A 24,828-nucleotide genomic window follows, 5' to 3' on the forward strand; every position below is an offset into this window, starting at 1 on the left:
CCCTCGCACAGAAGGTGTTCCCCACCATGCCCAACCCGGCTGTCTTCGTGCCCCACTTCCACTGGGACCGGGAGTGGTACGAGCCGTTCCAGGTGTTCCGGCACCGCCTCGTCACCGCCCTCGACACCGTGCTGGAGACGGCCGAGGCCGACCCGGACTTCCGGTTCACCGTCGACGGCCAGATGGCCGCCGTCGAGGACTACCTGGAGATGCGGCCCGAGAACCGCGACCGGGTCGCCGCCCTGGTCCGCGAGGGCCGGCTGGCCGTCGGGCCCTGGCTGATCCTGCTCGACGAATTCCTCTGCTCCGGCGAGACCATCGTCCGCAACCTCCGGATGGGATGGGCGGCCGCCGAACGGCTCGGCGGGGCCATGCCGATCGGCTACCTCCCGGACATGTTCGGCCACGTCGCGCAGATGCCGCAGATCCTGGCCCGGGCCGGCATCGAGCACGCGGCGCTGTGGCGCGGGGTGCCCGGCACGGTCGACGGACACGCCTTCCGCTGGCGCGCCCCCGACGGCTCCGAGGTACGCACCGAGTTCCTCTTCGACGGGTACGACAACGGCCTCGACGTCCTGCTGGTGCCGGACCGGATCCGCAGCGCGCTGGCCGAGTACGCCGAGATGACGGCGCAGCGCTGGGGCGGCGACCCGGTGCTCGCCATGGCCGGCACCGACCACAACGCGCCCGACCCGCGGCTCGCGGACTGGCTGCGCAGGGCCTCCGACGAGGAGCGGCCGATCACCGTCGCCACCCTCGACGAGTACGTCCGCAAGCACGTACGGGACGACGTCACGGCCGTCGTCACCGGTGAGCTGCGCAGCCACGTACGGGGCAACATCCTCCCCGGCGTGCTCTCCGTGCGGCTCGGGCTCAAGCAGCGGATGGCCGCCGCCGAGCGGACCGTCGACCACGCCGAGCGGATGAACGCCCTGTGGTCCGGCCGCGACGACGCCACCTTCCTCGACCTCGCCTGGCACAAGATCATCGAGTCCACCGCGCACGACTCGGTGGTCGGCTCCGGCACCGACGAGACCTGCGACCAGGTCGCCGCCCGCCTGGCCGAGGCCGCGCAGGCCGCCCGCGCCGTCCGCGACGCGGCCCTCGCCGAGCCTGCCGCCGGGGTGCCCAGCGACGCCTACCTGGTCGCCAACCCGCTGCCGTCGCCCCGTACCGCACTGGTCGAGGTCGACGTGGTGGCCGCTCCGGAGGGCGGCACGCTGGTCGCGACCACCGCCGACGGCGCGGCGCACCCGGTGCAGCTGGTCTCCCAGGCCCCGACCGTCCTCAGCGACGAGCGGCTGGACGCCTCCGAGCTGGAGCGCGTGCTGCGCCGTATCCACCGCCGCGAGCTGTTCGGCCTGCTGATCAACGGTTACGAACTCACCCCGAACTCCCTGGTCTTCCACCTCGCCGAGGTCCCGGAAGGCTCCTTCGACCTGATGACCCTGCGCGGCGAGGTCGCCGCCGCGGCCGTCGCGCACCCGGGGGAGTGGCGGGTACGAACCCTGGCCCAGGCCCGGGCCACCGCGCTGGTGGCCGTCCCCGTCCCCGCCGCCGGGCTGGCCGCCTTCCGGGTCGGCACCGGCGACCTGCCCGCGGCCCCCGCGCAGCGGGGCGCGACGGCGACGGCGGACAGCCTCTCCAACGGCCTGGTCGAGGTCGCCGTCGCCGCGGACGGCACCCTGGACGTGACCGGCGCCGACGGCACCGTCCTGTCGGGCGTCGGCCGCCTGGTGGACGGCGGCGACCGCGGCGACAGCTACAACTACGCCCCGCCCGCCCACGACGTACTCGTCCACGAGCCGGCCCGGGTCGCGGTCGAACTCCTCGAGACCGGCCCGCTGCGGGCCCGGTTGCGCGTCACCCGCGTCTACGAGTGGCCGGAGGCGCTCGCCGACGGCGACCGGGACCGGCGCGGCGGCCGTACCGTCCCGACCCCCGTGGACATGCTGGTGGAGGTCCGCGCGGGCGAGCCCTTCGTCCGGGTCTGCACGTCGTTCCTGAACCGGTCCGCCGACCACCGGCTGCGCCTGCACGTGCCGCTGCCGCTGCCCGTCACCACGTCCGCGTCGGCCGGGCAGTTCGCGGTCACCGAGCGCGGCCTGACCGCCGAGGGCGGCTGGGGCGAGTACCCCCTGCCGACCTTCCCGGCGAGCACCTTCGTGACGGCGGGCCCGGCCACCGTCCTGCTCGACCACTCCGCCGAGTACGAACTCGTCGACGGCGGCTCCGCCCTCGCCGTCACCCTGCTGCGTGCCATCGGCTCCATCAGCGTCAACATCCACCCCCTGCGCGACGAACCCGCCGCGAGCGAGATCCCGGCACCCGGCGCCCAGGACCTGGGCATGCGCATCGAGAACCGGTTCGCCGTGCTGCCCTGGGCAGCCGGCCGGCCGGGCGCCGACGCGGTCGCCCGCGCCGAGGAGTTCCGCAGCGACGCCCTCGTCACCCGCGGCACCGCGCCCGCGGGCGCCCCGTTGCCCCCGGACGCGGCAGGCCTGCACGTCGAGGGCCGGGACGTGCACGTGTCGAGCATCCGCCGGATCACCGACGCCGAGCACGGGCCCGGCACCGAACTCCGGCTGGTGGCGATGCGGGACACCGCGACGAGCGTGCGCGTGACCGGGGCGTTCACGGAGGCCACCACGGTCGATCTGCTCGGCCGGCCGCTCGCCCCCGAACCGGTCCGCAACGGGCTCGAACTCGACCTCGGCCCCTGGGAGATCCGCACGGTGGTGCTCCGCGGGTAGGCCGCGATCTGCTGTCTGCTGTCTGCGGCGCAGTCGTGGCTGGTCGCGCAGTTCCTACCCCCAGCCTTCGGCCGGGGGTACCCCCGGCGCCCCTGAGGGGGCGCTGTCGCCCCTCGTCTCAAGAAAGTTGTGCGTCTTGTCCTCCGAGCTCACCGCGTACGTATCGGACCCCGCCCCCTGGCACGGTGCCCTGCGCCCGGCCCGGTCCTGGCTGCACTCCGACGCCCCCGCCCTCTCGCTGAACGGCCCCTGGCGCTTCCGGCTGTCGCCCACGGCGGCCGTGGCCGCGGAGTTCGGCGCCGAGGACTTCGACGACCGGGGCTGGGACAGCATCCCGGTGCCCGCGCACTGGGTGCTGGAGGGCGACGGCGCCCACGGCCGGCCGGCGTACACGAACATCCAGTTCCCGTTCCCGATCGACCCGCCGCACGTCCCGGACGAGAACCCCACCGGCGACTACCGCCGCCACTTCGACCTCCCCGCCGGCTGGCCGGACGCCGAGCGCGTCCTGCTCCGGTTCGACGGCGTGGAGTCGCTGTTCAAGGTGTGGGTCAACGGCGTCGAGATCGGCAGCGCGAGCGGCAGCCGGCTGGCCCACGAGTTCGACGTGACCTCCGCCGTGCGCCCCGGCGACAACGTCGTCGCCGTCCGCGTCCACCAGTGGTCGGCCGCCAGCTACCTGGAGGACCAGGACCAGTGGTGGCTGCCGGGCATCTTCCGGGACGTCACCCTGCTCGCCCGCCCGGCCGGAGGCATCGAGGACGTCTGGCTGCGCACCGGGTACGACAACGGGCGCGGCCGCGTCGAGGCGGAGGTCACCGCCGGTCCGGCCGCGTTCCCGGTCACCCTGCGCATCCCCGAACTGGGCGTGGAGCAGGTCTGGGAGACGGCGGCCGACGTGGCGCCCGTCGACGTCCCGGAGGTGCAGCCCTGGTCGGCCGAGGTGCCCCGGCTGTACGACGTGACCGTGTCCTCGGCCACCGAGAGCATCGCCCTGCGGGCCGGTTTCCGCACGGTGGAGATCCGCGGCGACCAGTTCCTGGTCAACGGCCGCAAGGTCGTCTTCCACGGCATGAACCGGCACGAGGCCCACCCCGTGCGCGGCCGGGTCTTCGACGAGGCGCACGCGCGCGCCGACCTGGCCCGGATGAAGCGGTTCAACGTGAACGCCATCCGCACCAGCCACTACCCGCCGCACCCCCGGCTGCTCGACCTCGCCGACGAACTCGGCTTCTGGGTCGTCCTCGAGTGCGACCTGGAGACCCACGGCTTCGAGAAGACCGGCTGGACCGGCAACCCCACCGACGACCCGGCCTGGCGCGCGGCCTGCCTGGACCGCATCGAGCGCACCGTCGAACGGGACAAGAACCACCCCGGCGTCGTCATGTGGTCGCTGGGCAACGAGGCCGGCACCGGAGCCAACCTCGCCGCCATGGCGGCCTGGGTGCACGCCCGCGACCCCGAGCGCCCCGTCCACTACGAGGGCGACTACACGGGCGAGTACACCGACGTCTACTCCCGGATGTACGCGACCGTGCCGGAGACCGAGCAGATCGGCACCGACGGCTCCACCGCCCCGCTGCTCGGCTGCACCCCGGCCCAGGGCGCCCGGCAGCGCACCAGGCCGTTCCTGCTCTGCGAGTACGCGCACGCGATGGGCAACGGGCCGGGCGCCCTCGACCAGTACGAGGAACTGGTCCACCGCCACCCGCGGCTGCACGGCGGCTTCGTCTGGGAGTGGCGCGACCACGGCATCCTGGCCAGCGCCCCCGACGGGAGGCCGTACTACGCCTACGGCGGCGACTTCGGGGAGGTCGTGCACGACGGCAACTTCGTGATGGACGGGATGGTGCTCAGCGACGACGTGCCGACGCCCGGCCTCCACGAGTTCAAGGCGGTGGTGCAGCCGATCCGGTTCGCCTTCGACGGCGACAAGCTCGACATCACCAACCTGCGGCACTCGGCCGACACCTCCGACCTGCGGTTCCGCTGGCGCGTCGAGTTCGACGGCAGCCCCGTCGAGACGGGGGAGCTGGACACCCCGCTGCTCGCGGCGGGTGAGTCCGGACGGGTGCCGCTGCCCGCGGTCGCGGTGGCCGCGGACGCCGAGACCTGGCTGACCGTCGAGGCGGTGCTGGCGACGGACACCGCCTGGGCCCCCGCCGGGCACCAGGTCGCCACCGCCCAGCTGGACTGCTCGGTACGGCGACCGGTGCCCGCCGTCCGGCCCCGCACCGGCTGGCGTCCCGGCGAGGGCACCCGCACCCTCGGCATCGCCGGGTTCACCGGCGGCTCCCTCACCCGGCTCGCCGGACGCCCCGTCACCGGACCGCGGCTGGAACTGTTCCGGGCCCCGACCGACAACGACGAGGGCACCGCCGACCGGCTGGAGGGCAGCGACGCCAGCGCGGTCGGGGTGTCCAGCGCCGACCTGTGGCGCCGCGACGGCCTCGACCGCCTCACCACCCGCCGGATCGGCGTGGAACACACCACGGACGCCCTGCGCACCGTCGACCGGGTCTCCGCCGCGGACTCTGCGCTCTCGGTGACGGTCGAATCGGTCTGGTCGGTCGAGGACGGCGAACTGGAACTGCGCGTCGAGATCGAGCCCTCGCGCGGCTGGGCGACGGTGTGGCCGCGGATCGGGATCCGCTTCGAGCTGCCCGACGGTACGGCCCCCGTGGACGGCGCCGAGTGGTTCGGCCTCGGCCCGCTGGAGTCCTACCCCGACAGCCTCCGCGCGGCCCGCACCGGCCGGTTCTCGGCCACCGTCCGCGACCTCTCGGTGGACTACGCGCGCCCCCAGGAGACCGGCCACCGCTCCCGGCTGCGCCGGCTCACGCTGACCAGCGGCGACACCGAGGTCCTCCACATCGACGCCCTCCCCGACACCCGCGGGCGGCGCCCCGGCTTCACCCTCGCCCGCCACACCCCGCAGCAGCTCGACCGGGCCGCCCACCCCTACGAACTCCCGGAGTCCGCCACCAGCCACCTCATCATCGACGCCGCCCAGCACGGCCTCGGCTCCCGCGCCTGCGGACCGGACGTGTGGCCGGAGTTCGCCCTGCGCCCCGAGGCCCGCACTCTCAGGCTCCGCTTCACGGCAGGCGCCTGAGTCGCGACCGGACCGGCCTGGAGGGCCTGGAGGTGCTGCGGCGCCTCCGGGCGTGGCGGCCGGACCTCCCCCCGAGGCGTCCCGCTGGATGCACCGTCGGTCGGCTGCGGCACTGTCGTGGCCGGTCGCGCGGTTCCCCGTGCTCCCAAGAGCAGGCGCGCTGCACGAGGCCCCTTCAGGGGCGCTGGGGGTACCCCCGGCCGAAGGCCGGGGGAGGAACCGCGCGACCAGCCCCCACGCACCCGCAGCCGAACGACGGCGTATCGCGGCCCCCCGGCTAGCCGGCCTCGGCCGGCTCCGTCACCCACCCCGCCGCCAGCACCAGCCGGCTCTCCCGGTGCACGGCGAGGAAGCCGAACGGGCGGTCCACGGTGACCCGGACCACCGTCGACTCGTACGGGTACCGCGGTGGGCCGCCGCCCGGCGCCGCCACCACGGCGGTGACCGCGGCGGCCCGGAAGCCCAGCGGCCCGAACTCCGCGACCGCGGACTGCCCGGCCGCCCCGAGGGCCAGCGGCGCGGCACTGATCCCGGGGAAGTGCCCCCCGCGGGCGTCCGCGGCCGTGGAGAGCCCGAACAGCCCGTGCAGCTGCAGCAGGTCGTGGTCGGCGCGGACCGTGAAGGCCGGGGTGGTCACGTCGAGCCGGATCGGGTCCGGGGCGGCGGACGGCTGCCGCTCCACGACCACACCCGGTCCCGCGGGCCCGTAGGGGAGCTGTCCGCCGGTCGTCACCGGCAGCGCCCGCTCCAGGACGCCGATGCCCGTGTGCAGCACCTGCCCCGGCGCCATGCCCTCCGGGCCCAGCAGAAGGTGCACGTCGAGACCGTTGTCGCCGAGGACCTTCAGCGTGGTGACGTGGCCGTCCGGGCCGGCGGTCACCCCGATCCGGTCGGGCCGGACGCTGCTGCGGTGCAGACCGGCCAGGTCGTGGCCCTGCCAGGGCCCGGAGCCGGGCCGCAGCACCGTCTCCCGGAACGGGTGCTGCCAGTCCGTGCGCAGCGCCAGCGCGGTCGCCAGCACCATCCGGGCGCCCTCGGCGAGCCGCACCGGCAGCCGCTCCACCAGCCCCTCGGTGCGCTTCGCCGCCCACGCGTCCAGTGCCTCCCGGGAGGCCGCGGGATCGGCGCCGAGCACCCCGTGCGCGTCCGCGGGCAGCCCCGCCGCCCACGGCTCGCGCAGCTCCAGCGCCCGGTCGGTCCACAGCCCGAGCGCGGGCCCGACGCCCGGCGCCGCATCCAGCCACGCGAGTAACTCCCGCGCCCCCGCCGCGGCCTGATCGGCCTGTCTGCCCACGGCCCGGGTCAGTTCGTCGCGCGCCGGGCCGGCCGCGCCGTCGGCGAGGAAGGCCAGCAGCGGCCAGACACCGGCGGCCGAGAAGACCGTGCCCTGTCTGGTCTGCCGAGCCCAGCGTGCGGTGAGCGCGTTGACGGCGCCGACGGTCTCGTTCATTCGTCGTCCTCCCAGGGGTACTCGGGGAAGGGCAGGGGATCCGTGACCCGGCCCGCCGCGAGGACGAGCCGGGAGTGCCGGTGCAGGGCGAGGAAGCCGAAGGGGCGGTCGAAGGCGGCGCCGATCCGGGTGGTGACGTGACGCCGCTCGGGCGGGGGACCCGCCGCCGACAACCCGAACGCCGTGACCGCCACACCCCGGCCGCCGGGAACACCGTGCCGCCCTGCGCCGTGGCCGCCCAGCGCGCGGTCAGCCCGTTCACCGCGCGCGGCCGGCGTCCCCACCCTCATTCCGCCCCCGTTCACGGCGCGCTTACGATGCGCGCAGTCGTACGTCAGTTCAGCCGTCCGTTTCCGCGCGGCCCGACGCCCCCTCAGGAGCACGGTACCGGTGTCCATACCTCCGCCCCCCGGCCCCCACCAGCCACAAGGGCCCTCTCAACCGCCCCAGTCGGGCCTGCCGCAGTACCCGCAGTACCCGCAGGCGCCGTACGGGCAGCAGCCGCCGTACCAGCCGTGGGGGCAGGGGTACGGCCCCTACGCCCCGCAGCCGCCCGTCAACGGGCTCGCCATCGCCTCTCTGGTGCTCGGGCTGCTGTGCTGTCTGCCGGGGGTGGGGCTGGTGCTGGGGCTGGCCGGGCTGGGGCAGATCCGCAGGCGGGGGGAGCGGGGCCGGGCGATGGCGGTCACCGGGTCGGTGTTCTCCGTCCTCGGGCTGGCCGCGTGGGTGCTGGTGCTGTCCACCGGCGGGGCGGCGGAGTTCTGGCAGGGCGTCAAGGAGGGCGCGAACGACAGCTCCAGCCTCTCCCTGTCCACCGGCGACTGCTTCGACACCCCCGACGGCACGCTCACCGGCGACCTGGTCTCCGACGTCACCGTGGTGGACTGCGAGAAGGCGCACGACGGCGAGGTCTTCGCCACCTACCGGCTCAAGGGTTCGGACTACCCGGGCGACGACAGCGTCGGCGACTCCGCCGACCGGCGCTGCTACGCGCTGGAGGACGGCTACGCGATGGACGGCTGGGCGGTCCCCGGCGACGTCGACGTGTACTACTTCACGCCCAGCGAGGACAGTTGGGACTACGGCGACCGGGAGGTCGCCTGCGTCTTCGGCAACACCACCGAGGGCCGCACCCTGTCCGGCTCGCTGCGCAACGACGAGAGCGTGCTCGACGCCGACCAGGTCGCCTACCTCGACGCAGCGCACGTCCTCAACACCGCCCTCGCCGACGTTCCGGAAGCCGAGTACGTCGAGGACGACCTGCCCGGCTACCGGCAGTGGGCGCAGCAGGTGACCACGGCCCTCGGCAGGCAGACCGCGATGCTGCGCGCGCACGGCTGGGGTCCGGACGCCGAGAAGCCGGTGGACGACCTGGTCGCGGACCTCGACCGGGCGAAGGCGGAGTGGGCGAAGGCGGCGAAGGCCACGGACGCGGACACCTACTACACCCGTTACGACAAGGGTTCGGCGCTCCTCGACCCGAAGCGGACCGTCACCGCCCGCAAGGCTCTGGGCCTCGCCACGACCCCGCCTTCCGACGACGACCGGGGCGGCGGCGCCGGCAGTGGAGGAAGTGGCTCCGGCATGGAGGTGTGATCGCGGCCATAACGGGGAGAAAGTGCCTGCGTAATGCATCCCCGGGCCGCATGTCATCACATCGAGTGATTCTCTGGCCTTTGCTTGCACCGCTCAACCCACGGTTGCCACGCTGTTGCTGTCTGTACAACCTGATGGGAGCGGCCAGTGACTTTCGGTGAGCAGCCGGCGTATCTGCGTGTCGCGGGTGATCTCCGCAAGAAGATCGTCGACGGTTCGCTGCCGCCTCACACCCGGCTGCCCTCGCAGGCCCGCATCCGCGAGGAGTACGGCGTCTCGGACACGGTAGCCCTGGAGGCCCGCAAGGTGCTGATGGCCGAGGGGCTGGTCGAGGGCCGGTCCGGCTCCGGGACCTACGTGCGCGAGCGGCCCGTGCCCCGGCGGGTGGCGCGCTCCGGGTACCGTCCGGCCGGCGGCGCCACCCCGTTCCGGCAGGAGCAGTCCGACGCGACGGCGCGCGGCACCTGGGAGTCCAGCAGCGAGCAGACCGGGGCGGGCGCCGCGGTCGCCGACCGGCTCGGCATCCACGTCGGCGACCGCGTGATGTGCACCCGGTACCTGTTCCGGGACGCGGGCGATCCGATGATGCTCTCCACCTCCTGGGAGCCCCTCGCGGTCACCGGCCGCACCCCCGTGATGCTGCCCGAGGAGGGCCCGCTCGGCGGGATGGGCGTGGTCGAGCGGATGCGCGCCATCGACGTCGTCGTGGACAACGTCACCGAGGAGGTCGGTGCCCGCCCCGGCCTGGCCGAGGAACTGCTCACCCTGGGCGGGGTCCCCGGCCATGTCGTCCTGGTGATCCAGCGGACGTACTACGCCTCCGGCCGCCCGGTGGAGACCGCGGACGTCGTCATCCCCGCCGACCGCTACCGGGCCTCCTACCATCTGCCGGTGCGGTAGCGGTCGTACCACCTGTTCGTGAAGTAGCGCACACCCTGGCGATGGTTGACGCCTCCACGACCGGGGTCCGGACCAGTGGCCGCCGCTGGGATCCGGCCGTTCTCGCAGGTGGCCCGGCTGTCCTCGGCATGCCCGCGACCCGTTGTGCGGGGCTCGCGCACGGCGCATTCGTCGTCGTGCGCCCCCACCGTTCTGGCTGGTTGCGTACCTCTTTGTGAAAAGGCGTATTCGCTGCGTAAAGGTTAGGCGTACGCTCGGGCATATGCGGAGTGCGGTTTCCTTAGCGGGGCGGGGATGGACGGGAGCCGGGAGATGCGGAGGGGCGCGATGACGGAAGGCACGGTCTCTCTCCCCTGGCTCGTCATACGGCAGGACGACAACGGCAATCGCTACCGCGTCGGCCGGTACGCGACCCGCGCCGAGGCGCAGAAGATCGCCGACAGTCTCGACGACCGCGGACACAGGCAGCTCTACTGGGTCGAGCGCATCGGCCACAGCAACGGGGACGGGGCGACCAGGAACTGACCCTCCCGTAGGCTCCGGCCCATGAGCGAACGGATCGTCGTGGTCGGAGCGGCCCTGCTCGACACCGGCCGCCTCCTCGCGGCCCGCCGCAGCGCACCCCCCGAGCTGGCCGGCCGCTGGGAGCTGCCCGGCGGCAAGGTCGAGCCCGGCGAGACCCCCGAGCACGCCCTGGTCCGCGAACTGCACGAGGAACTCGGCGTCGAGGCGGAGACGCTGACGCGCGTGCCGGGGGAGTGGCCGCTGCGCTCCCCGTACGTCCTCCAGGTGTGGACCGCCCGGCTCCGCCCCGGCTCCCCGCAGCCCAAGCCCCTCCAGGACCACGACGAACTGCGCTGGCTCACCACGGCCGAGATCTGGGACGTCAACTGGCTGGACCAGGACGTCCCGGCGGTACGCGAGATCGCCGCGACGGTGGAACACGGCGCGTAGTCCCGGTTTCCGCCAGGGATGGCCGGCTGTACTGGATTGTGCGGCGCCGCCGCGGGCGCGACGGGCCGATCGAGTCCGGGGCGCAGCCCCGACGAAAGGGGCGCGGGGAACTGCGCGACCAGCCACCGCGCGCCCGCGGTCGCCCGAAAGTCGCACGCCCCGAGCCCCCGGGCGCACGGTTCTTCCGGCGAGAGCCGCCCACGCCACAGTGCGCCCTCTCGTGCGGTACTGCCCCCACACAATCGGGTATGTGCCCATTAACCCCACGAAACCGGACAGTGCCGGGCTCGCAGCCGGGGGAAGCGACTGGGAAGTGATCGGTGTGATCGACACCGAAGGTGACACCGTCGAGTGGACCTTTCCCGCGGAACCGGGCGCCGTGCGCACCGCCCGGACCGCGGTCCGAGACAAACTACGCGGCTGGGGCCTGGACGGCCTCGCCGATCTCGCCGCCCTGCTGGTCAGCGAGTTGGTCACCAACTCGCTGCGGCACGCCACCGGCCCCATCGGCGTCCGCCTCGTCCGCCCCCCGGAGCTCGGCGACACCCTGCGCGTCGAGGTCTCCGACCCGCTCCCGGACCCGCCCCGCGAGCGCGCCGCGGGCCCCGATGACGAGAGTGGCCGCGGCCTCCAGCTGGTCGCGGGCTCCTCCCGCAGCTGGGGTACCCGCCCGGGGGGCAGGGGCAAGACGGTCTGGTTCGAGCTGGCCGTACCGGGGTGAACGGGGTGTACACGCAGTGCTACCGCGTCCACCCGCGGGAGTGGCTGATCAACGTGTGCCGGACTACGTGATTCGACGGCGTGTTCCCTGGTTAGAAGACTGGAAGTGTTGTCACGGTCCGGTCCGGAAATCGTCGGGACCGTGCTGTGATCGTGAACACCGTGTCAGGCGGCGCCGTAGTGCTGGATACTGCGGGCAGCCGCACCCGGTGACCGGTGCCGGACGCGGTGAGCTGGAGGGGACGGTTCGCGTGAGCGAGATACCAGCTAAGGCCACGGAGTCCGAGGACCCGTCGGACGGCGCGAGGGCGGGGACCGCGGAGACAGCCGCGGCCCCTGGCGACGCCATGTGGCAGAGCAGTCCGCCCGGCTCGATCTACGACTACATCAAGGTTGCCTCGTTCTCCATCGGCGCCGGCGGCCTGGTCGACCAGTGGAGCAGGCGTGCCGAGCAGATCTTCGGCATCCCCGCCGAGCGTGCCGTCGGCATGGATCCCATCGAGGCGTTCGTCGACCCGGATCTGCGCGAACACGGCCAGCGGAAGATGGCCGAGATCCTGGACGGCCGGGAGTGGACCGGCGTCGTCCCGTTCCGGATGCCCGACAGGGCGGGCGGCGAGCGCGGCGAGGAGGGCATCGCCGAGGTCTACGTCATGCCCACCCGCACCGCCGAGGGTGAGAACGCGGCCGTGTGCATCGTCGTCGACGTCCGCACCCTGCGCAGCATCGAGACCGACCTCGCGGCCTCGCAGTCGATATTCGGTCAATCTCCGTTCGGCTTCCTGCTGATCGACACCGACCTCAGGATCCGCCGGGCCAACGTACGGTTCTCCTCCATCTTCGGCGGCACCCCCGACGACCACCGCGGCAAGGGCGTCCACGACTACCTCCCGCGCTCCGAGGCCGAGCGGGTCGCGGCCACCCTGCGCCGGGTCCTGGAGACCGGCAACTCCATCACCGACATGCACGTCACGGGCTTCGTCCCGGGCTCCGAGGAGCGCCGGCACTGGTCCATCAACCTCTACCGGGTGCACAGCGGCACCGGCCGCCCCATCGGCATCGCCTGGCTCGGCCTCGACATCACCGCCCGCCGCGCCGCCGCCCGCGAGGCCGCCGCCGCCCGGCGCAACCTCGCCCTCCTCAACGAGGCCGGCGCCCGCATCGGCAACTCCCTCGACCTGGAGACCACCGCCCGCGAACTCCTGGACGTGGTCGTCCCCGGCTTCTGCGACCTGGCCACCGTCGACCTCTACCAGGGCCTGCTGGCCGGCGACGAGGCCCCGCCCGGACTCGCCGACGGCAGCGCCGAACTGCGCCGGGTCGCCTTCGCCAGCGCGGTATCGGACGCCCCCTTCGTGGGCGGCGGCGTCCCGGTCGCCGTCGGCGCGGTCCACCACTACCCCTTCAACTCCCCGTGCGCGGACGCCCTGCGCACGGCCCGCCCGCAGCACGTGCCGGCCGCGGAGGGCGGCCTCGTCCAGTCCACGCTGGCCGTGCCCATGGTCGCCCACGACACGGTCGTCGGCCTCGCCCAGTTCGCCCGCACCAAGGGCAGCGAGCCGTTCGGCGACCGCGACCGGGAACTCGCCGTGGAGCTGGCCGCCCGCGCCGCCGTCTGCATCGACAACGCCCGCCTCTACCGGCGCGAGCACGAACGCGCGTTGATACTGCAACGCTCCCTGCTTCCGCCCGGCGACCCCGAGGCCTCGGGCCTGGACATCGCCTGCCGTTACCTGCCCGGCAACGCGGCCACCGAGGTCGGCGGCGACTGGTTCGACGTCATAGAACTGCCCGGTCACCGCACGGCGCTGGTGGTGGGGGACGTGATGGGCCGGGGGCTGCGCGCGGCGGTCGCGATGGGTGAACTCCGCACCGCGGTCCGCACGCTGGCCCTGCTCGACCTGGAACCGGCCGAGGTCCTCTCGGCGCTGGACGAGATCGCCCGCGGTCTCGGCACCCCCGGCGGGGTCCAGCAGGCCACCCGCACGGCCCGCCAGCCCCGCGACGCCGACCTCTCCGAGGTCTACCTCGCCACGTGTGTGTACGCCGTCTACGACTCCGTCACCAGGCGCTGCACGTTCGCCAACGCCGGCCACCTGCCGCCCGTCCTGGTGGAACCGGGCGAGGCCGCCCTGATGCTCGACGTGCCGCCCGGCATGCCGCTCGGCGTCGGCGGCGAGCCCTTCGAGGAGGTCGAGGTCGAACTCCCCGAGGGCGCGTTGCTGGCGCTGTACACCGACGGCCTGGTCGAGTCCCGCGACCACCCCCTCGACGAGGGCCTCCAGGCGTTCGTCGGGGCCCTCACGGACCCCGCCCAGCCCCTGGAGGACGTCTGCGACCACGTCCTCAGCACCCTCGACACGCACCACGGCGAGGACGACATCGCGTTGCTGATGGCACGTGTACAGGGACTGCCGGCCGACTCCGTCGGCGACTGGACGCTGCCGCGCGAGCCCCGCAGCGTGGGCCGCGCCCGCGAGTTTGCGCGCGGCCGGCTCCTCACCTGGGACCTGGAGCCGCTGGTCGACACCACGGAACTCCTGGTCAGCGAACTCGTCACCAACGCGCTGCGGTACGGAGAGGGTGAGATAAGGCTCCGCCTCCTCCTCGACCGGACCCTGGTCTGCGAGGTCTGGGACTCCGGCCTGGTCCAGCCGAGGCGCCGCCGGGCGCGGGACACCGACGAGGGCGGGCGCGGACTGCAACTGGTCGGCCTGCTCAGCGCGGCGTGGGGCTCACGCCGGACGCCGCGCGGGAAGACGGTGTGGTTCGAACTCCCGCTCCCGGACGGCGAGACGGGCCTGACGGACCCCGCGGAGGCGCTGCTCAGCCTGTTCTGAGGAGCCGTGGTCATGACGCGCCGCCGCGGGGGCTGATCGCGCAGTTCCCCGCACCCCCTAAAAGCATGGAGTTGCATGAGCGCCCCTTTGGGGGCGCGGGGAACTGCGCGACAAGCCCCCACGGCGCCGCAGCCGCCCGACGGCCGGTCGCGGCACCCCGGTGGGCGTCACCCCAACCGTCCCCTGCTCTCCGGCCCCCCGAAGGCCGCCACCGGCCCCCCGTCCCCCTCCTCACCCAGCAGCACACCCCCGAGCACCACCCCCGCCACCCCACTCCCGTGCGCGCTCTCCCCGGCGAACGGGTTCCCGTGCGCCCGCACATCCCGCTCCGCCAGCTCCCGCGCCCGCCGCGCCAGCCTGTCGGCGTCCGCGGGCGCAGCCCGCCCCGCAGCGGCCAGCAGCGCCCGCGCCTCCGCCCCCACCGCCGCCCGATGCGTCGCCACGAAGTCGTCCGCCGCCCCCAGCGCACTGCGCGCCACCAGCTCCGCCCCCGCCGCGATCACCCCGGACCGCCCGCCCCCCGTCCCCTCCACCGCCCGCACGACCCGGCGCAGGGCGTCCACCGGGTCGTAGGGCCCGCCGGTCAGCTCGCCCCGCACGCCGGCCAGCACGGCGTCCGCATGGGCCGTCCGCGGCGGTGACGCCGTGCCCCGCAGCCCCGCCAGCTCCGCCTCGGCGCCCGTGAGGGCGGCCGGCACCAGCGCCGCCGCCGTCCGCAGCTCCTCCGCCAGCCGCTCCACCCCGCCCAGCAGCAGCCCGGCCTGCACCACGGCCCCCTCGGCGGCCCGCACGTCCCGCCGGCACCCGTCGGCGTCGCCCGAATCGGCCGCCTGGCGAGCCTGGTTGAGCCGCGAGGTCGCGAACACCAGCCGGTCCTTGGCCTGTTCGACGTAACCGACGACGGGGGCGACCGCGGCGGCGCCGTACCGCGCGCCCGCCCCGGCCAGCGCCGCCGCCACCCCGCCGGTCCGCACCGCCAGCCGCCGGAACCGCCCCTCGGCCGTGGCCAGCGCGTCCCCCGCGTCCCACTCGGCATCGAACCCCGCGGCCTCCGCGTCCAGTTGCCGCCCCGCCTCCGCGCACCGCCCGACCACGCCCACCAGTGCCTGGCGCCGACCCGCGTCGTCCCCCGGCACCCCCTCCCCGTACCGCCGCCATATCGCGAACGCGGCCGTCAGCTCGGTTTCGGCCGCCCGCAGGGCCCGTACCGCGGCCGTGGCCCCTTCGACGTAGCCGAGTGCCTCGCGGCTGGTGCGGACGCAGTCGTCGGCGATGACCAGGGAGGCCCTGGCCTGCCGCTCGGCATCGGCGGGCGCCGGCTTCGGCGGGGCGGGGGAGAGCACCCCCGGCGTGGTGCGTGAGCGGGCCCGCCGTATCCGGCGCAGGTAGCCGTAGCCGCCCAGCGCGCCGGCCGCCGCCACGGCGACGAGCGGCATGACGTAATCGGTCCCGGACGCCCCGTCCGCCGCCCGGGCCGCGGAAGCCGTCACGCCGCCCGTCACGGGAACCGGATCTTGAGTGGCGTTCGTCATCACCGGCAACACCAGCCAGACCACCCCGGCCACCCCGCCCAGCATCGCATGCCCCACCCGCACGGCTATGTGCCCCGTGGCATGCCTCGGCCGACCCCGGATCAAGGATGACGTCACATTTCGGAGCGTATGGGCGCCGGGTCGGCTCCGCGACCGGGGCGGAGACAGCCGGGGGACGACGAGAAAAGGCGGACAGAACATGGAACGGAGCCCGAACCAGGAGCAGAACCCCGAACCCGCCCACACCGACGCCCCGGCCCCCGCGCCGCCACCTCCCGCGCCCGTACCCGCACCCACCGGCGTGCCCGACCCCTCCCAGGGGTCACCCGCACCCACCGGCGTGCCCGACCCCTCCCAGGGGCCGCCCGCACCCGACGACGAGGGCCGCACGCGCCGGGCGGGTGGGAGAAGGAAGGCCGTCAGACGGACGCTCGGCGTCCTCGCCCTCCTGGTGCTCCCCCTCCTCATCGCCGAGACCGCCCTCCGCATCAACTACGCCGGCGACCCGAAGGCCGGTACCTACAGCCGGAACCGGGACGCCCTCTGGCTCGGGCACGCGTGGGTCGACGGTCGTAGGACCGACGCCGACGTCACCGCCCTCGCCGCCCGGCTCGCGGACACCGGCATTCGCGACCTCTACGTCCATGCCGGACCACTGGAACACAACGGCACGCTGCCCACATCGGCCTGTCCCAAGGCCCGTTGGCTGATAACGGCCGTGCATCGAAAAATGCCCGGCGTGCGGGTACAGGCCTGGCTCGGGGACGAGCTCGCCCCCGAGAAGCCGGACGCCATGCACCTCGAGAGGAAGGCGACACGGGACGCCGTCGTCGCGTCGGCCCGGCAGGTGGTCCGGGCCGGGTTCGACGGGGTCCACTTCGACCTGGAGCCCGTGCACTCCGGCGACCGGAACTACCTCGCCCTCCTCGACGCCCTGCGCCCCGTCACCCCGCTGCTCTCCGTCGCCGCACACCAGATCGATCCGTTGCCGGCGTTTCACTCCTTCTGGGGTACCGTCACCGGTCATCCGAAATGGTGGGCACAGGAATATTTCGGACAGGTCGCCCGTCGGGTGGACCAGATAGCGGTGATGTCGTACGACACCATGCAGCCGCTGCAGAGCCTGTACGGCGGCTATGTCGCGCAGCAGACCAGCCTCGCGCTGGAGGTCACACCGGCGGACACCGACCTGCTCATGGGGCTGCCCTTCTACCACGAGAACCGGGTCGGTCACTGGGCGTACGCGGAGACCGTGCCGGCGGCCGTGCGCGGGGTTCGGCTGGGACTGTCACGGACGGACCCGGATCGCGCTACCTTCGGCGTCGCCCTGTACGTCGACTTCGCCGCCACCGAGGATGACTGGACCTCCTATCGGAAGGACTGGGTCCGTACGCCATGACAACCGCTCGTACCCACCTCACCCGTGACGACCTCGCGTCGCTGTCCCGCGAGGCCCTCGGCCGTGCCCCCGCAGCCGCCACCCGGCTGCGCGGAGGGAGCAAGAAAGGCGTCTACCGGCTTGCCCTCGACAACGGCCGGAGCGCGATCGCGTACGTCTGGTCCCCGGAGGAGGATTACTGGGGTCCCGCCGACGCCGACATCCGCGACCCCCTCGCGCACGCCTCCGGACTCGGCCTCTTCCTGTCCGCCCACGACCTGCTGACCGAACTCGGCGTGCGCACCCCGCGGCTGCTGTTCGCCGACGAGGACGCCCGGCACCTGGGCGCGTTCGCCGCCGTCGTCGAGGACGTCCGGGGCGGCAGCCTGGAGATGCTGCTGCGCAGCGACCCGGGCGCCGCACGGGTGCCGCTGGCCCGGCTGGCGGGGACGCTCGGCGTGCTCCGCGCGCACGTCTCCGCCGGGTACGGGAAGGCCGCCCTGGTGGCGGAGGACGGCAAGCCGCTCGGCAGCTCCTGCGAACAGGTCGTCGCGGACCGCGCGATGCGCGACATCGCGGAGGTCGCCGAGCGGGATCCCCGGGTGCGCGAGGCGCGGCAGGCGCTGACCGAACGGGTGAAGGAGCTCTACGACGCGGTCGGACCGCGCGACCACGCCTCCCTCGTGCACGGCGAACTCGGCCCGGACCACGTCCTGGTGACCGAGGAGGGTGATCCCGCGCTCATCGACGTCGAAGGCCTGATGTACTTCGACGCCGAATGGGAGCACGTCTTCCTCCAGCACCGCTTCGGGCCCGCCTACGACGTGCTGCGCACCGCCGACCTCGACGAGGACCGCATGGCGCTGTACCGGCTCGCGATGCACCTCGACCTGGCCGCCGGGCCGCTCCGGCTGCTGGACGGCGACTTCCCGGAGCGCGAACCGATGCGGGAGATCGCCGAGTCCAACCTGCGGCAGGCGCTCAGCCTCCTGCCGGGCGCCTCCTGATCTTCGAGCCGAGCCAGACGAGGGGGTCGTACTTGCGGTCGACCGCCCGCTCCTTCAGGGGGATCAGGGCGTTGTCGGTGATGTGGATGCCCTCCGGGCACACCTCCGTGCAGCACTTGGTGATGTTGCAGTAGCCGAGGCCGTGTTCGTCCTGGGCCGTGCGCTTGCGGTCCAGGCCGGAGGCCTCCGCGGCGTCCAGCGGGTGCATGTCCAGTTCGGCGACGCGCATGAGGAAACGCGGGCCGGCGAAGGCCGTCTTGTTCTCCTCGTGGTCGCGCACGACGTGGCAGGTGTCCTGGCACAGGAAGCACTCGATGCACTTGCGGAACTCCTGCGAGCGGTCCACGTCCTCCTGGTACATCCGGTACTCGCCGGGGCCGACCCCGGCGGGCGGCACGAAGGCCGGGACCTCCCTGGCCTTCTGGTAGTTGAAGCCGACGTCGGTGACCAGGTCGCGGATGACCGGGAACGCGCGGAGCGGGGTGACCGTGATGGTCTCGTCCGGCTCGAAGACGGACATCCGGGTCATGCACATCAGGCGCGGACGGCCGTTGATCTCCGCCGAGCACGAACCGCACTTGCCCGCCTTGCAGTTCCATCGGACGGCCAGGTCGGCGGCCTGGGTGGCCTGGATGCGGTGGATGATGTCGAGCACCACCTCGCCGTCGTTCACCTCGACCTTGAAGTCCTCCAGGCCGCCGCCCTCGACGTCGCCCCGCCACACCCGGAAGTGGGCCGTGTAGCCGCTCATTCGTACAGCTCCTCTTCGGCGAGGTACTTGACCAGCTCCTCCTTCTCGAAGAGGGCGAGCAGGTCGGCTCGGATGGGGTCGGTGGTCTCGCGGGTGAGGTCGATCTGGCCGCGCTCCGGGTCGGTGGCCGCGAGCCCGCCGGTGGGGTCGGCCAGCCGGCACAGCAGGTTGACCGGGCGCCACCGGCGGTCCATCACCGGATGGTCCTCGCGGGTGTGCCCGCCGCGCGACTCGGTGCGCTCGAGCGCCGCCCGGGCCACGCACTCGCTGACCAGCAGCATGTTCCTGAGGTCCAGGGCGAGGTGCCAGCCGGGGTTGAACTGCCGGTGCCCCTCCACCCCGGCCCGGCGCGCCCGCACGCGCAGCTCGGCGAGCTTCTCCAGGGCCTGCTCCATCTCACCCTCCCGGCGGATGATGCCGACCAGGTCGTTCATGGACTGCTGGAGCGCCTGGTGGAGGGTGTACGGGTTCTCCGGCGGGCCGGAGTCCGGTTCCTCGCCCTCGGCGGAGAACGGCCGCAGCGCCTCGGCCGCCGCCGCGTCGATCTGCTCGTCGTCCACCGCCGGCCGCTCGGCGAGGTCCGCCGCGTGGTCGGCCGCGTGCCAGCCCGCCCGGCGCCCGAACACCAGCAGGTCGGAGAGCGAGTTGCCGCCGAGCCGGTTGGAGCCGTGCATGCCGCCGGCCACCTCACCGGCCGCGAACAGCCCCGGCACCCCGCGGGCGGCGGCGGTGTCGGAGTCCACCGCGACCCCGCCCATCACGTAGTGGCAGGTCGGCCCGACCTCCATCGCCTCCGCGGTGATGTCGACGTCCGCCAGCTCCTTGAACTGGTGGTACATGGACGGCAGCCGGCGCCGGATCACCTCGGCCGGCATCCGCGTCGACACGTCCAGGAAGACCCCGCCGTGCGGGGAGCCGCGGCCCGCCTTCACCTCGGAGTTGATCGCGCGGGCCACCTCGTCGCGGGGGAGCAGCTCCGGGGGACGCCGGTTGTGGTCCGGGTCCTCGTACCACCGGTCGCCCTCCTCCTCCGACTCGGCGTACTTCTCCTTGAAGACGTCCGGGACGTAGTCGAACATGAACCGCTTGCCCTCGGAGTTGCGCAGCACCCCGCCGTCGCCGCGCACCGACTCGGTGACCAGGATGCCCTTCACCGACGGCGGCCAGACCATGCCGGTCGGATGGAACTGCACGAACTCCATGTTGAGCAGCGGCGCCCCGGCCAGCAGGGCGAGCGCGTGCCCGTCGCCCGTGTACTCCCACGAGTTCGAGGTCACCTTGAAGGACTTGCCGATGCCCCCGGTCGCGACGACCACGGACGGCGCTTCGAGGACGAAGAAACGCCCGGTCTCCCGCTCGTACGCGAAGACCCCGGAGACCCGTGTGCCGTCCTTCAGGATCCGGGTGACCGTGCACTCCTGGAAGACCTTGAGCCGGGACTCGTAGTCGCCGGTCTCCTTCCTGTCCTCCTGCTGGAGCGAGACGATCTTCTGCTGCAGGGTCCGGATCAGTTCGAGGCCGGTGCGGTCGCCGACGTGCGCGAGGCGCGGGTACTCGTGGCCGCCGAAGTTGCGCTGGGAGATCCTCCCGTCCTTCGTGCGGTCGAAGAGGGCGCCCCAGGTCTCCAGCTCCCAGACCCGGTCCGGGGCCTCCTTGGCGTGCAGCTCGGCCATCCGCCACTGGTTCAGGAACTTGCCGCCGCGCAGGGTGTCGCGGAAGTGCACCTGCCAGTTGTCGTGCTCGTTGACGTTGGCCATGGCCGCCGCGATGCCGCCCTCGGCCATCACCGTGTGCGCCTTGCCGAACAGCGACTTGCAGATCACCGCCGTACGGGCGCCCCGCTCGCGCGCCTCGATCGCGGCGCGCAGTCCGGCCCCGCCGGCGCCGACGACCACGACGTCCCACTGCTGCCGCTCAACCGCTGACATCACAAGCCCCGTCCTCAAAAGAATCGCGGATCGTCGAAGACACCGGACGCGAGCAGATAGACGTAGAAGTCGGCGAGCGCCACGCTCACCAACGACGCCCAGGCGAGCAGCATGTGCCGGGCGTTGAGCCGGCCCACGAACTGCCATGCCTTGTAGCGCACGGGGTGTTTGGAGAAGTGCTTGAGCTTGCCGCCGACGATGTGCCGGCAGGAGTGGCAGGACAGCGTGTACGCCCAGATCAGCACGATGTTGACCAGGAAGACGAGGGTGCCGAGGCCCATGTGGCCCCAGTGCTCGTGGGTGTCCCGGAAGGAGAGCACCGTGTCGTAGGTCAGCACGCAGGCGACCAGCAGGGCGAAGTAGAAGAAGTACCGGTGGACGTTCTGCAGGATCAGCGGGAAACGGGTCTCGCCGGTGTACTTTGCGTGCGGCTCGGCCACCGCGCAGGCGGGCGGGGAGGCCCAGAAGCTGCGGTAGTACGCCTTGCGGTAGTAGTAGCAGGTCAGGCGGAAGCCCAGCGGGAAGATCAGGATGATGATCGCCGGGGAGATCGCCCACCAGCTGCCGAAGAGGTCGGCGTTCGGGCCGGACGGCATGGTCCTGCAGTTCTCCGCCAGACACGGCGAGTAGAACGGCGAGACGTACGGCGCCGAGTAGTAGTGCGCGTTCGAGAAGGCCCGCCAGGTCGAGTAGACGACGAACGCGAACAGACCGGCCGCGGTGACGGCGGGTGCCAGCCACCAGCGGTCGGTCCGCAGGTGCGGGGCGGAGATCGCGGCGCGCGTACGGGTGCGTACGCCGCCGCTGTTCTGATGTGGTTGTGGTTCCGTACCAGTGGCCAACGGATGACTCCGGTCGGGTCGGGGGCGGTGGCCTGCGGGCGGCGCTCCTAGGGGGCGTGCCGGTCGCGGGCGCCGAGACCCTCGTCGTCCGTGTCCGTCCACAGGTTGATGTCGTACGGATCGTCGGAGATGGTCACGAGCTCGGGGCGTTTGCCCGGGACGGCGGTGTTGGCCGCCTCCCGCAGCAGTGCCACGCTCTCGCGCAGGTGATCGGCGTCGGAACGGACGCGGCGCATCTCCAGGCCGCCGCTGCCGAGCTGCTGCTCCAGGCGGCCGACGGACCGGTTCAGGTCCTCTAGGCAGCGCTGGACTGACGTCAGGTCGTCGTGCACGGACATGACGTGACCTCACTTCCGCGGACTTCGGTGTCCAAAGCGGCAACGTTCATGCGCCTGCGAGTGTTGCGCGTCACACCTGCCGATGTGAAGCCATGTGCAGCGATTGGCGGATTGCGCGCCTCCGTCGCACGCCCGCACGCGCTCTGTGTGCGCCGGGATTGCGCCGCACGGGTGGGGTTTGACGGCCCCCGCCGCCGTGTCGTCCCCGGCCGACGGACCCCATCCATTTCAGTGGGGTCCGTACTTCTGAGTACATGTGATCAACTCCAAAATACCCCCAAATGTGAACAAACCGCACCCGTGTTCACGGGGCCTCCGGAGGTAAGCAGAGATGTCTCACCACGGCGTCGGCCACAGCGCCCCTTCAGGGGCGCGGGGCGTCGGCGAATTTGCGGCTACCGCCGGGCGGGCGCGACCAGCCACGACGGCGCGGCAGTCGAACGAATGCGGCACCTCCCGGCGCGACCGGCAAAACCTCGCCCGTGCCGTCGGCTTCCTGGCCGCAGGCGTGCTGGCCGTCCCCCTCCTCGCCGGCTGCGGCTCCGACGACGAGGGCAGCAAGCCGCTCGCCGGACAGGACATCGTGCCGGTCGCCAGGGACGCGGTCGCCGAGGGCGGCACCCTGAAGATGGCCGTGGACGCCGTACCGGAGACCCTCAACACCTTCCAGGCCGACGCCGACGCGGGCACCACCCGGGTCGCCCAGGCCGTCCTGCCGTCGATGTTCACCATCGACGCCACCGGGAAGCCGGTCCGCAACCCGGACTACCTGGAGTCCGCCAAGGTCATCGAGACCGAGCCCCGCCAGGTCGTCCTCTACCGGCTCAACCAGCAGGCCGTCTGGAGCGACGGCCGGGAGATCGGCGCCGCCGACTTCGCCGCCCAGTGGCGCGCCCTGTCCGGCAAGGACTCCGCCTACTGGACCGCCCGCAACGCCGGCTACGACCGCATCGCCCAGATCGAGCGCGGCGCCAACGACCTGGAGGTCCGGGTCACCTTCGACCGGCCGTACGCCGACTGGAGGTCGCTCTTCTCGCCGCTGTACCCGAAGGACGTCATGGGCACCCCGGACGCCTTCAACGACGGCGCCCGCCGCAAGCTCACCGTCACCGCGGGCCCCTTCCGGGTCGACAAGGTCGACACCGCCAAGAAGGACGTGATCCTCACCCGCAACCCGCGCTGGTGGGGACGCCCGGCCAAGCTCGACGAGATCGACCTGCACGCCGTGGACCGCGCGAAGCGGGCCGCCGCGCTCGCCGACGGCACCGTGGACGTCGCCGACGTCGACGCCGCCGACGCCGACCGGATCACCGTCGCCGGCCGCGAGAAGGGCACCGGCCTGCCGCTGCAGGGCGCCGGGAAGACCTCGGCCAAGAAGCTGCGGTCCTGGGCGCTGACCCTCGGCATGGACGAGGAGAAGCTGCCGAAGGGGCCGAAGAAGCTCCGCCGGAGCATCGCGAAGTGGCTGGAGCAGCAGCACGAGCTGCGCGACTTCGGCGTCCGCAAGTCGCTGGAGCCCGCCTACACCCAGCTCGCCCTCAACGGCTCCGAGGGCCCGCTCGCCGACGAGCGGGTGCGCCGGGCCGTCGCCCGCGCCCTGGACCGCAAGGCGCTCGCCAAGCTGGTCCTCACCCCGCTGGGGCTGCCCGCGGTGCCGGTCGGCAGCCACGTCGCCCTGTCCGGGCAGGCCGCCTACACCGACGGCAGCGGGGCCATCGGCGGCCTCGACACCCACGAGGCGCAGGCCCTGCTCGCCGACGCTGGCTGGGTGGCCGGCGGGCCGGTCAAGGCCGGCGGCAAGGCGGCCGGCGCGGAGGACGGGGAGAAGGCCGACAAGAAGAAGGACGACAGCGAGCAGGGCGACGAGTCGGACGGCGGGCACGACGGGCAGTACATCGTCGGCGAGGACGACAAGGCCTCCGACATGGACACCCGCGACCACCAGAAGGACCACGCGCACGGGGCGCCCGGTGCCTACGCGCCGAAGGGCACGGCGGCACCCAGGGGCGCGGGGGCGCCGGCCGGGCCGCTGGCAAAGGACGGGAAGGCGCTCTCGCTGCGGTTCGTGCTGCCGTCGGGGCCGGGCTCGGAGACCCTCCAGGCGGTCGCCGGCCAGATCTCGCAGATGCTCGACCGGGTGGGTATCGCCACCGAGATCCACAAGGTCTCCGACGACAGCTACTTCAAGGACCACATCGCGGCCGGGCAGTACGACCTCGCGCTGTACTCGTGGCCGTCCTCCGCGTTCCCGGCGACGGACGCGCGGCCGATCTACGCGAAGCCGGTGGTCGCGGCCGACGGCTCGCTGAACGTCGAGCAGAACTACACGCGGGTCGGCACCGACCAGGTGGACCAGCTGTTCGACCAGGCGCTGGGCACGCTGGACGAGGGCGAGGCGGACGGCCTGCTGCGCAAGGCCGACTCCAGGATCTGGGCGTCGGCCGGGTCACTCCCGCTGTACCAGCGGCCACAGCTCGTGGGCGCCCGCAAGGACCTGGTGAACGTGGGCGCCTTCGGCTTCCAGACGCCGGTCTACCAGGACATGGGCTTCCTGAAGAAGGGGGCGAAGGTCTCGCCGAGCCCCAGCCGGTGAAAACCGCGCGCCGGGTGCACAGAAGCCCAGCCGAAGTGCACTGACGTATCCCGGCGCGCCCTAGTGGCAGCGGCCCCGTACCATGGGGTGAGGCCGTGGCGTGTTCAGCCCGGCAGGGTCCGCGTAACACC

The 24,828-nt window shown here is 73.1% G+C and carries 18 protein-coding genes; 11 read left to right on the plus strand and 7 right to left on the minus strand.

Annotation, left to right across the window (positions count from 1 at the left end):
• Positions 1–26: 26 nt before the first annotated feature.
• The gene (locus AB0472_RS11235) at positions 27–2,753 is read left to right on the plus strand and encodes an alpha-mannosidase (protein WP_366355426.1); all 2,727 of its coding nucleotides are present in this window, start codon (positions 27–29) and stop codon (positions 2,751–2,753) included.
• Between the two features lie 136 nt (positions 2,754–2,889).
• Positions 2,890–5,868 carry a glycoside hydrolase family 2 TIM barrel-domain containing protein gene (locus AB0472_RS11240; protein WP_366355428.1) on the plus strand — a complete coding sequence of 993 codons (2,979 nt, stop codon included), beginning with the start codon at positions 2,890–2,892 and terminating at the stop codon, positions 5,866–5,868.
• Positions 5,869–6,145: 277 nt separating this feature from the next.
• On the opposite strand, the gene AB0472_RS11245 is transcribed toward AB0472_RS11240, so the two are convergent.
• Both AB0472_RS11245 and AB0472_RS11250 read right to left on the minus strand, forming a co-directional pair.
• Positions 6,146–7,318 (minus strand): serpin family protein, encoded by a 1,173-nt coding sequence (locus AB0472_RS11245; RefSeq protein WP_366355429.1) that lies wholly within the window; start codon positions 7,316–7,318, stop codon positions 6,146–6,148.
• Positions 7,315–7,608 (minus strand): hypothetical protein, encoded by a 294-nt coding sequence (locus tag AB0472_RS11250; RefSeq protein WP_366355431.1) that lies wholly within the window; start codon positions 7,606–7,608, stop codon positions 7,315–7,317. The genes AB0472_RS11245 and AB0472_RS11250 overlap by 4 nt, the downstream gene beginning before the upstream one ends.
• A gap of 100 nt (positions 7,609–7,708) precedes the next feature.
• Between AB0472_RS11250 and AB0472_RS11255 the strand changes: the two genes are divergently transcribed.
• From AB0472_RS11255 to AB0472_RS11280, 6 genes are all read left to right on the plus strand, one after another.
• The gene (locus AB0472_RS11255; RefSeq protein WP_366355433.1) at positions 7,709–8,914 is read left to right on the plus strand and encodes a DUF4190 domain-containing protein; all 1,206 of its coding nucleotides are present in this window, start codon (positions 7,709–7,711) and stop codon (positions 8,912–8,914) included.
• A 147-nt stretch (positions 8,915–9,061) separates the two neighbouring features.
• Positions 9,062–9,814, plus strand: a complete 753-nt coding sequence (locus AB0472_RS11260; RefSeq protein ID WP_366355435.1) for a GntR family transcriptional regulator — start codon at positions 9,062–9,064, stop codon at positions 9,812–9,814.
• A 327-nt stretch (positions 9,815–10,141) separates the two neighbouring features.
• Positions 10,142–10,339: an SPOR domain-containing protein gene (locus tag AB0472_RS11265; RefSeq protein ID WP_366355436.1), complete on the plus strand. Its 198-nt coding sequence runs from the start codon at positions 10,142–10,144 to the stop codon at positions 10,337–10,339.
• Between the two features lie 21 nt (positions 10,340–10,360).
• On the plus strand, positions 10,361–10,768 hold the full coding sequence (locus AB0472_RS11270) for a (deoxy)nucleoside triphosphate pyrophosphohydrolase (RefSeq protein WP_366355438.1): 408 nt from the start codon (positions 10,361–10,363) through the stop codon (positions 10,766–10,768).
• A gap of 250 nt (positions 10,769–11,018) precedes the next feature.
• The gene (locus AB0472_RS11275; protein WP_366355439.1) at positions 11,019–11,489 is read left to right on the plus strand and encodes an ATP-binding protein; all 471 of its coding nucleotides are present in this window, start codon (positions 11,019–11,021) and stop codon (positions 11,487–11,489) included.
• A gap of 250 nt (positions 11,490–11,739) precedes the next feature.
• Positions 11,740–14,328 (plus strand): SpoIIE family protein phosphatase, encoded by a 2,589-nt coding sequence (locus AB0472_RS11280; protein WP_366355441.1) that lies wholly within the window; start codon positions 11,740–11,742, stop codon positions 14,326–14,328.
• Between the two features lie 167 nt (positions 14,329–14,495).
• Here the strand turns inward: AB0472_RS11280 and AB0472_RS11285 are convergent, their stop codons facing one another.
• Positions 14,496–15,917, minus strand: coding sequence for a hypothetical protein (locus AB0472_RS11285; protein ID WP_366355443.1), 1,422 nt, complete (start codon positions 15,915–15,917; stop codon positions 14,496–14,498).
• 142 nt (positions 15,918–16,059) lie between these two features.
• Between AB0472_RS11285 and AB0472_RS11290 the strand changes: the two genes are divergently transcribed.
• Both AB0472_RS11290 and AB0472_RS11295 read left to right on the plus strand, forming a co-directional pair.
• On the plus strand, positions 16,060–17,259 hold the full coding sequence (locus tag AB0472_RS11290; RefSeq protein WP_366355444.1) for a glycosyl hydrolase family 18 protein: 1,200 nt from the start codon (positions 16,060–16,062) through the stop codon (positions 17,257–17,259).
• Positions 17,256–18,245, plus strand: a complete 990-nt coding sequence (locus AB0472_RS11295) for an aminoglycoside phosphotransferase family protein (RefSeq protein ID WP_366355445.1) — start codon at positions 17,256–17,258, stop codon at positions 18,243–18,245. Before AB0472_RS11290 ends, AB0472_RS11295 begins: the two co-directional genes overlap by 4 nt.
• Here the strand turns inward: AB0472_RS11295 and AB0472_RS11300 are convergent.
• From AB0472_RS11300 to AB0472_RS11315, 4 genes are read right to left on the minus strand one after another with little or no spacing between them, the layout of a single operon-like run.
• On the minus strand, positions 18,220–18,996 hold the full coding sequence (locus AB0472_RS11300; RefSeq protein ID WP_366355447.1) for a succinate dehydrogenase/fumarate reductase iron-sulfur subunit: 777 nt from the start codon (positions 18,994–18,996) through the stop codon (positions 18,220–18,222). The genes AB0472_RS11295 and AB0472_RS11300 overlap by 26 nt on opposite strands.
• Positions 18,993–20,924 carry a fumarate reductase/succinate dehydrogenase flavoprotein subunit gene (locus AB0472_RS11305; protein ID WP_366355449.1) on the minus strand — a complete coding sequence of 644 codons (1,932 nt, stop codon included), beginning with the start codon at positions 20,922–20,924 and terminating at the stop codon, positions 18,993–18,995. Before AB0472_RS11305 ends, AB0472_RS11300 begins: the two co-directional genes overlap by 4 nt.
• A 14-nt stretch (positions 20,925–20,938) precedes the next feature.
• Complete coding sequence (locus AB0472_RS11310) at positions 20,939–21,766, minus strand: hypothetical protein (protein WP_366355450.1); 828 nt, start codon at positions 21,764–21,766, stop codon at positions 20,939–20,941.
• 47 nt (positions 21,767–21,813) lie between these two features.
• Positions 21,814–22,104, minus strand: coding sequence for a hypothetical protein (locus tag AB0472_RS11315; RefSeq protein ID WP_366355452.1), 291 nt, complete (start codon positions 22,102–22,104; stop codon positions 21,814–21,816).
• A gap of 331 nt (positions 22,105–22,435) precedes the next feature.
• Between AB0472_RS11315 and AB0472_RS11320 the strand changes: the two genes are divergently transcribed.
• Positions 22,436–24,697, plus strand: coding sequence for an ABC transporter family substrate-binding protein (locus AB0472_RS11320; RefSeq protein WP_366355454.1), 2,262 nt, complete (start codon positions 22,436–22,438; stop codon positions 24,695–24,697).
• The last annotated feature ends 131 nt before the right edge of the window (positions 24,698–24,828 follow it).

It is taken from the genome of Streptomyces sp. NPDC086777 (assembly GCF_040702065.1).
GTDB lineage: Bacteria > Actinomycetota > Actinomycetes > Streptomycetales > Streptomycetaceae > Streptomyces.